This window comes from Brachybacterium sp. ACRRE (genome assembly GCF_022346485.1).
Taxonomy (GTDB): domain Bacteria; phylum Actinomycetota; class Actinomycetes; order Actinomycetales; family Dermabacteraceae; genus Brachybacterium; species Brachybacterium halotolerans.
Genome location: NZ_JAKRMO010000106.1, coordinates 1 through 7,418 on the forward strand (window position 1 = coordinate 1; position 7,418 = coordinate 7,418).

Annotated in this window: 8 protein-coding genes; 1 reads left to right on the forward strand and 7 read right to left on the reverse strand. The window is 73.1% G+C overall.

The window, feature by feature from the left end:
- The first annotated feature begins 4 nt into the window (after positions 1-4).
- Positions 5-454: a DUF779 domain-containing protein gene (locus MHY49_RS18445; protein ID WP_239206619.1), complete on the forward strand. Its 450-nt coding sequence runs from the start codon at positions 5-7 to the stop codon at positions 452-454.
- Between the two features lie 70 nt (positions 455-524).
- Here the strand turns inward: MHY49_RS18445 and MHY49_RS18450 are convergent, their stop codons facing one another.
- The 7 genes from MHY49_RS18450 to MHY49_RS18480 all read right to left on the reverse strand — a co-directional run bounded on the left by MHY49_RS18450 (position 525) and on the right by MHY49_RS18480 (position 7,362).
- Complete coding sequence (locus MHY49_RS18450) at positions 525-1,190, reverse strand: MerR family transcriptional regulator (protein ID WP_239206607.1); 666 nt, start codon at positions 1,188-1,190, stop codon at positions 525-527.
- A 215-nt stretch (positions 1,191-1,405) separates the two neighbouring features.
- Positions 1,406-2,074, reverse strand: coding sequence for a response regulator transcription factor (locus tag MHY49_RS18455; RefSeq protein WP_239206609.1), 669 nt, complete (start codon positions 2,072-2,074; stop codon positions 1,406-1,408).
- Between the two features lies 1 nt (position 2,075).
- Complete coding sequence (locus MHY49_RS19440) at positions 2,076-3,350, reverse strand: histidine kinase (RefSeq protein ID WP_239206611.1); 1,275 nt, start codon at positions 3,348-3,350, stop codon at positions 2,076-2,078.
- 14 nt (positions 3,351-3,364) lie between these two features.
- Positions 3,365-4,495, reverse strand: a complete 1,131-nt coding sequence (locus tag MHY49_RS18465) for a hypothetical protein (protein WP_239206613.1) — start codon at positions 4,493-4,495, stop codon at positions 3,365-3,367.
- Between the two features lie 101 nt (positions 4,496-4,596).
- Positions 4,597-5,304, reverse strand: coding sequence for an LrgB family protein (locus tag MHY49_RS18470; protein WP_239206615.1), 708 nt, complete (start codon positions 5,302-5,304; stop codon positions 4,597-4,599).
- Positions 5,301-5,786: a CidA/LrgA family protein gene (locus MHY49_RS18475; RefSeq protein ID WP_239206617.1), complete on the reverse strand. Its 486-nt coding sequence runs from the start codon at positions 5,784-5,786 to the stop codon at positions 5,301-5,303. Before MHY49_RS18475 ends, MHY49_RS18470 begins: the two co-directional genes overlap by 4 nt.
- 4 nt (positions 5,787-5,790) lie before the next feature.
- On the reverse strand, positions 5,791-7,362 hold the full coding sequence (locus MHY49_RS18480; protein ID WP_239206621.1) for an AbgT family transporter: 1,572 nt from the start codon (positions 7,360-7,362) through the stop codon (positions 5,791-5,793).
- Positions 7,363-7,418: the final 56 nt, after the last annotated feature.

A 7,418-nucleotide genomic window follows, 5' to 3' on the forward strand; every position in this document is an offset into this window, starting at 1 on the left:
CCCGCTGCCCGAGCCCACCCCGTCCGACGACGTGCTCGAGGCCGATCCCACGATCGAGGGCGAGGACTTCTCCCGGGTGGCCTTCACGCAGGCGGCGGTGGCGCAGATCCAGCGGCTCGTCGACCGCAACGGGCCGCTCATGTTCCACCAGTCCGGAGGCTGCTGCGACGGCTCCTCCCCCATGTGCTACCCGGCCGGCGACTTCCTCACCGGCGACGCGGACGTGCGCATGGGGCACGCGGAGGTGCCGCTGCCGGACGGCTCCACGAGTCCGCTCGACTTCTGGATGAGCCGCGAGCAGTTCGCCTACTGGCGCCACACCCACCTCACGATCGACCTCGTCGACGGGCGCGGCGGCGGCTTCAGCCTCGAGACGCCCGACGGCAAGCGGTTCCTCACCCGTTCCCGGATGCTCCCGGAGGACGCGCAGGTCAGGGAGCGCCTGGAGCTCTGAGCGGCGCGGGCCCCGCCGGGGACCCGGCCCCGTCGGCCTCGCCCCGGGGCCGGGGCCGGGGCCTCTGGGACTACTCCGCCCCGCGTGCCTTCGCGTGCGCGATCGCGGACTCCCGCTGCTCGATCATGCGCAGCACGTCCAGCAGGCCGCGGCTCATGACGGTGCCCACCACGACCATGCGCATGGCCTCGGCCGTGCTGCGGGGCATGTGGGCGATGTCGGCGCCGGCCACGAGGGACATGGCCTCCGCGTAGGCGTCGATGTGGTCGTCGCCCGTCGGCACGCGGGCCTGGTCGCAGGCGGCCCAGGCCTGCTCGAGGCGGGCCATGAGCGGATCGGAGCGCTCCAGGACGCTCCAGCCGCGCCGCTCGGCCAGCGCCCGCACGCGGGGCGAGATCTTCCCGGGCGCGAAGCGCGCGGCGTCCTCGTCGACGGTCGCCGTCTCGGCGTCCTCCGCGGTCTCGCCCGCGAGGGTGCGCTGGGCGATGCCGAGCATGTCGATCTGCTCCTGGTGCGGGGAGTCCAGGGCGTCGACGATGCGGCGCACGGCCGCGATGTTCAGTCCGCCGGCGTCGGTGAGCGCGCGGATCAGGCGCACCCGGTCCACGTGGCCCTCGTCGTAGACCGCGCTCGTGCGGGAGGTGAGCCGGCCGGGCGGCAGCAGCTTCTCGCGCAGGCAGAACTTGATGGTCGCCACGGGCACGCCGGCGGTGTCGGCAAGCTCGGAGATCCTCATGTCACGTCCTCGTCCGGCGGTCTGGATTCCTGGATATTACCCACCGGGAACCATAGGTATGCGCACGGCTTGGGCGTGTGACCGCTCACCCGGACACCAGCGACGCGAGCAGCGGCAGGACGGGCAGGGGCGGGACGGGCCGCTCCAGGGTCGGTCGACGACCGGGCTCTCACCGCGCGCCGTTCTCGGAGACCCCGCCCGTCTCTCGCCTCACGTCAGGGGTCGACGAGGCCTTCACGGACCGCGACGACTGCTGCCTGCGTGCGATCCCGGACGTCGAGCTTGCGCAACACCGCCGCCACGTGCGAGCGGACGGTCTCGAGGCCCACGACGAGCTCGTCGGCGATCTCCGCGTTCGACAATCCCCGTGCAAGACCGGCGAGTACCTCGGTCTCGCGCTGGGTGAGGGCCTGTGCGGAACGTGGGCGCACTCCGGTGCGCGCCTTCAGCAGGGTGCGCACCGAGTCCGGGAACAGCAGGCTCTCGCCGTGGGCGATGGTCCGAACGGCCTGGACCATCTCCTCGGCGCCGGATCGCTTGAGCAGGAGTCCCGACGCCCCGGCGAGCAACGCGTCGATCACGTGCTCGTCGTGCTCGAAGGTCGTGATGACCAGGATCCTCGGCGGCCGCGGCTCGCGCAGGATCAGCTCGGTCGCCCGGATCCCGTCGATGCCCGGCATGCGCACATCCATGCACACCACGTCGGGCCGCTCGGTGCGCACGAGCCGCAGCGCGTCGGCGCCGTCGTCGGCCTCCCCGACGACCGTCAGATCCTCTTCGGCATCCAGGATGAGCGACATGCCCTGACGCACGAGCGGCTCGTCGTCGGCGAGCAGCACTCGCACCGGCCTCGCATCCGGTGACGTCCCGGGCTTCAGTGCCATGTCATCCCTCCTCGCGCAGGGTCGGCAGGTCGACGTGCGCGATCCAGTCCCCGCCCTGAGGACCCGCCTCGAGGGTTCCGCCGAACAGGGACACCCTCTCCCGCATCCCCGTGAGGCCTCGGCCGCCGCTCCGAGCCGGACGGCGATCACCCGCGCGCGTCCCGTCGGCATCCGGACCGTCGTCCCGCACCGGATGAGCGCCGGAGCGGACGACCGGTGCCGGAGTGCCCGGAGGGGCGTCGGCGGCGAGCGGGTTCTTCACGTCGAGGTGGATCCGGCGGTCGTCGCCCCTCAGGTCCACGCGGACCTGGCCGGGAGCGCCGTGACGGTGCGCGTTGGCCAGCAGCTCGGCGAGGATCCGGGTGAGGTGGCCGCGTTGGAGGAGTGCGAGGTCATCCGGGAGGTCGATCCGCTCGGTGATGTCCATGCCGGCCCGACGATGCTCCCGGACCACCTGCAGCGGATCGGCGGGTGGGCCCGGGGCGGTGCTCTCGGCGCGGAGCGTGGAGAGCACCGCATCGAGCTCCTGGAGGGCGTCGCGCGCGGTGGCCTCGATCCTCTGCAGCGCCGCCCCTGCCGATGCGGGGTCCCGCACGAGGACCCTGCCACCCGCGGCGGCCTGGATGCTCACGATCGAGAGGGCGTGGCCGATGCCGTCGTGCAGCTCCCGAGCGATGCGGGTGTGCTCGGCCTCGCGGTCGGCGCGAGCCAGCGCGATCTCGAGGCGGTCCCGGGAGGTCGGCCCCAGCAGCAGCGGCGCCAGTCGCACGGCGATCATGCCGATGAGTGCCCACGCGAGCAGGCCGCCGAGCGCGGCGAGGGTCGCGAGCACCGCGGTCGCGATGCGCCCGGCCCCCGAGACGGGGAGGTCGAGCACCGTTCCCGACGCCCCGCCCACCGCCTCGACCGCCGTGACGATGCCCGCGGGCATCACCATGATCAGGCACGCGGCGCTGGCCAGACCCGCGCCCAGGTGCAGGAGCACCCAGACGACGGTCTGCGCCCGGTGCAGGAGACGCGGCCGGCGCGGGGCCACGAGCTCCGCCCGGGAGCCGAGCATCATCCGGGCCCCGGTCACCTCGAGCTCGCGCACACCCGGGACGAGTCCGATGATCGTCCCCAGCAGGAGCGCCCCGACGACCCCGATCGCGAACTCGGTGCCGCGGCTGCCGGCCGCAGAGGGCACCAGCACCGCGACCAGCAGCAGAACGGTGCTGGCGATCGCGGCGCCGCTCATCGACCAGGCGAACCGGCCACCCTGCGCACGAACGTCCACGTGCCCATCCTTGCTCATCGGCCGATGGCGCGACGGTGCTCCACGTATCCCCACACCGCGAGGCCCAGACTGGGCCCCCACAGCCAGCACGGGAAGGCGATCAGGCTCTCGACGACCAGGAGGAGAGAGGCGCCACCGGGAGCACTGAGCCCCATGAGCGCCATCGGGACGGCCGCGCAGCACAGGAGGCCGGCGACCGCGAATCCGGGGACCGCGGCGACGGCCACGGGGACCCGGCGCCCGCCGATCACGGGGAACCAGCGCGGGAACACCTCGCCCCACGGCCGGACCAGACCCATCGTGAGCAGCGCACCGCACCATGCCCCCGAGGACAGGACCAGACCCCACAGGCGCGTCGACGGGTCCGCAGCGGCCTCCCCGCCGAGCTGCGGCCAGGGGGTGAGCCAGGTCAGCCGCAGCAGCGCGTACGGGAGCGCGGAGGCAGCGGCCACGACGGTGAGTGCCACGCGATGACGAAGCACCCAGCGCCCGCCCCGCGCGAGGGCGGACGAGCCGCGCACCGCGCCGACCAGGATCACTGCCCACACGACGGCGGTCAGGACGAAGAGTGCGGTGGCGGACATCTCGCCGACCTGCCCGAGGAGCGCCGGGGTCAAGGTCTCGGCGATGTGGACGATCTGCTCCCTCAGCAGGACGGCGAGTGTGATCAGACCCAGGAGGATCGCGGCGCCCGTGACACGTCCGGGAGTGCGGCCCCTCACCAGCAGGCTCAGGCCCGCGGCCGCGACGATCGCAGGCATCGCGAGGGCCAGGAGATAGCCCGCGCCGGACAGGACGGTGAGGCTCGAGGACCCCAGACCGAAGACGGCGATCTCGAGGATCGCGAGGGCGGACAGGGCGACGGGGGCTCCGCTGCGCGACCTCCGCACAGCGAGAGCCCCGGCGGCCGCCAGGAGTCCCCCCGCGATCTGCACGAGGGACCAGACCGTCGGCCCGGTCATCGCGACGACCGGCGGGGGCGTGGCCGAACCGGGGAAGGGCGCCGAGCCCGGGCGCAGCAGCGCGAGCAGGCCGAGGGCGGTCGCGAGGAGTCCGAGGATCGCGGCGATCGCCAGCAGCCCCCTCGGCACGGGTCGGGGACGGAGGGGACGGTGGAGGGGCGGGGCAGCTGTTCGTGTGGTCATGCCCTGAGCCTTCCGGGGCCGGCGCGCCGCGACCTCCCCCGCACGGGGGATCCTCCTCCCCCGGCGATCCCCCGCGGCGAGCGCCTGCGGGGGCCTGCTGCTCAGGCGATCAGCGGCGCGAGCAGGGGCAGGACGAGCGTCATGGCCAGCGCGTTGAGGACCATGGCGGCGCTCGACCAGCCGCCGGTGACGGGCGACTCGTCGAGCGCGCGGGAGGTGCCGATCCCGTGGGACGTGAGCCCGATGGCGAAACCGCGCGCCCGCGGGTCCTGGACGCGGGCGAGGCTCAGCAGCACGGGCGCGAACACGGCGCCGAGGATCCCCGAGAGGATCGTAAGGACCACGGCCAGCGGCGCCGAGGCCTGGAGCGACTCGGCGAGGGTGAGGGCGACGGGGCTGGTCACCGAGCGCGGCAGCACGGAGCGCAGGATCTCCGGGTCGGTGCCGAAGGCCCGCAGCACGCCCACGGTCACCCCGAGGCTCACCACCGCGCCCACCATCAGCGCGAGCACCACGGAGGCGGCCGAGCGCGCCAGCGCCCGCCCGTTCGCCAGCAGCGGCAGGGCGAGCGCCACCGTCGCCGGGCCCAGCAGCAGCGTGAGCACCGAGACCTGCTCCAGGTACTCCGCATAGGGCAGGCCGACGATCTCGAGCACCGCGGCGACCACCACGACGGTGACGAAGACCGGCGTGAGCAGGGCCGGCCGGCCCGTGCGGCGGTGCAGCCAGAGGGAGCCGAGGTAGACGGCGAGCGTGAGCATGAGACCGAAGATCGGCAGGTGGACGACGGTCTGGACGGCGCCGCTCATGCGCCGCTCCCCTCGAGCCGCTGATGGCCGTCGTCGCCGCGGCGTCGGTCCTGCCGGTGCAGCAGGGCCTGCAGCACGCGGCCGACGACGAGCAGGGCGAGCAGGAAGGAACCGCCGACGGCGAGGGCGATCGGCAGGGCGTTGCGGGCGAGCGCCCCCATCTCGACGACCACGCCGACGCCCGGCGGGACGAACAGCAGCTGCAGGTGCGCGAGCAGCGGGGTGCCCGCGGGCTCGGCGACGCGCAGGATGCCGCGGGTGCGCGGCACGAGCCCCAGGACCACCAGCAGCACGAGTCCGAGCACCACGCCGGGGATCGGCAGGTGCAGGAGCGCGGCGAGGGCGAGGCCGATCATCTGCAGGACCAGCAGCACCGCGAGGCCCAGCAGCACGGGCGGCAGGAGCGCGGTCAGCGGCCTCCGCCCGTCGTCGGTCGGCCCGTCCCCCGTCGGCCCGTCGTCGCTCGGCTCCCTCGTGCTCATCGGCTCACTGTCCCAGATGGATCCCGTTGCCCGGGCCCAGCGGCAGGTCGAAGGCGAAGAACACGGCGAGGATCAGCGTCCAGGCGATCCAGAAGGGGACCACGAACGGGAGCATGCGCGCGAAGAGGCTGCCCAGTCCGGCGGCCGGCTCGTACTTCCGCAGCATGCCCAGCAGCACCACCATGTACGGGTTCATGGGCGTGATCACCTGGGTCGCGGAGTCGCCCACCCGGAAGGCGGCCTGCGTGAAGGCGGGCTCGTAGCCGAGCAGGGCGAACATCGGCACGAACACGGCGGCCATGATCGTCCACATGCCCGAGCCGGAGATGATGAACAGGTTCAGCACGCTCGCCAGCAGGATGAAGCCGATGACGGCGCCGAAGCCGGTGAGGCCGATGTGCTCGAGGCCCTCGGCGCCGGTCACGGCGATCCAGGAGCCGATGCCGGACCAGTTGAACAGGGCGATGAAGTTGCCCAGGATGAACGCGAGGACGATGAACGGGAGCATCTCCTTGAGCGCTTCGGTCATCATCCGCACGGCGTCGCGCGTGGAGCGCAGGGTGCCGGTCGCGATCCCGTACACGCTGCCCAGGACCACGAAGTAGAGGAACACCAGGAACACGATCGAGTCCAGCAGCGGGGACGTCGGCAGGAAGCCGCCGTCCTCGTTGCGCCACGGGGAGCCGGGCACGAGCGCCGCGAGCAGCACGATCGCGGTGAGCACGAGGCCGGCGAGGACCGTGAGCAGCAGGCCCCGCTTCTCCGGCCGGGAGAGGGAGGCGCGCATCTGCTCGGAGGACTCGCCCGAGGTCTCCGGGGCCTGTCCGTCGGCGTCCTCCTCGATGGTCTCGTCGCGCGGGATGTCCTGGCGCACCAGGCGCGGCTCGATGACGCGGTCGATGATGAAACCGGCGATCAGGGCCAGCACGATCGAGGAGGCGATGTTGAACCACCAGTTCGACACCGGGTTCACCGTGGTCGCGCCGAGCCCGGAGACGGTCTCGATCACGGAGTTCGTGATGCCCGCGAACAGGGCGTCCAGGCTCGTGGGCACGAGGTTCGTGGAGTAGCCGGCGCCGGCCGCCGCGAAGCCGCCCAGGAGTCCCGCGACGGGGTGCCGACCGGCGGCCTTGAACACGAGCGCGGCCAGCGGCGGCACCACCACGAAGGCCGAGTCGGACATGATCGAGGCGATCACGCCCACGATGCCCACCACGTAGGGCAGGAGCCACGCCGGCGAGGAGCCGAACATCGCGCGGATCCCGGCGGCGAGCAGCCCGGAGTGCTGGGCGATGCCGATGCCCAGCAGGATCGGCATCACGGTGACCAGCGGCGGGAAGCCCAGATAGTTCTCGCCCAGGCTCGTGGTCAGCCAGGCCATCCCCTCCCCGGTGAACAGGCCCTTGATGACGGTGACCTCGTCGGATCCGGGCACGCTCACCTTCACCCCGGCCAGCGCCATCGCGGTGGAGACGATCCCGGTGATCGCGAAGAGGATCAGGAACAGCATGAACGGCTCGGGCAGCTTGTTGCCCAGCCGCTCGACCACGTTCAGCAGGCGATCGGTGCGGGTCAGCCGCGCGGCGGAGCCGTCGGCGGCGGGTCCGTCGGGGGCGGGGCCGACGGCTCCGC

Bases quoted from the DNA above. Each gene is read 5' to 3' on its own strand.
- MHY49_RS18450 (WP_239206607.1), bottom strand. From the start codon at position 1,190: ATGAGGATCTCCGAGCTTGCCGACACCGCCGGCGTGCCCGTGGCGACC.
- MHY49_RS18455 (WP_239206609.1), bottom strand. From the start codon at position 2,074: ATGGCACTGAAGCCCGGGACGTCACCGGATGCGAGGCCGGTGCGAGTG.
- MHY49_RS18465 (WP_239206613.1), bottom strand. From the start codon at position 4,495: ATGACCACACGAACAGCTGCCCCGCCCCTCCACCGTCCCCTCCGTCCC.
- MHY49_RS18470 (WP_239206615.1), bottom strand. From the start codon at position 5,304: ATGAGCGGCGCCGTCCAGACCGTCGTCCACCTGCCGATCTTCGGTCTC.
- MHY49_RS18475 (WP_239206617.1), bottom strand. From the start codon at position 5,786: ATGAGCACGAGGGAGCCGAGCGACGACGGGCCGACGGGGGACGGGCCG.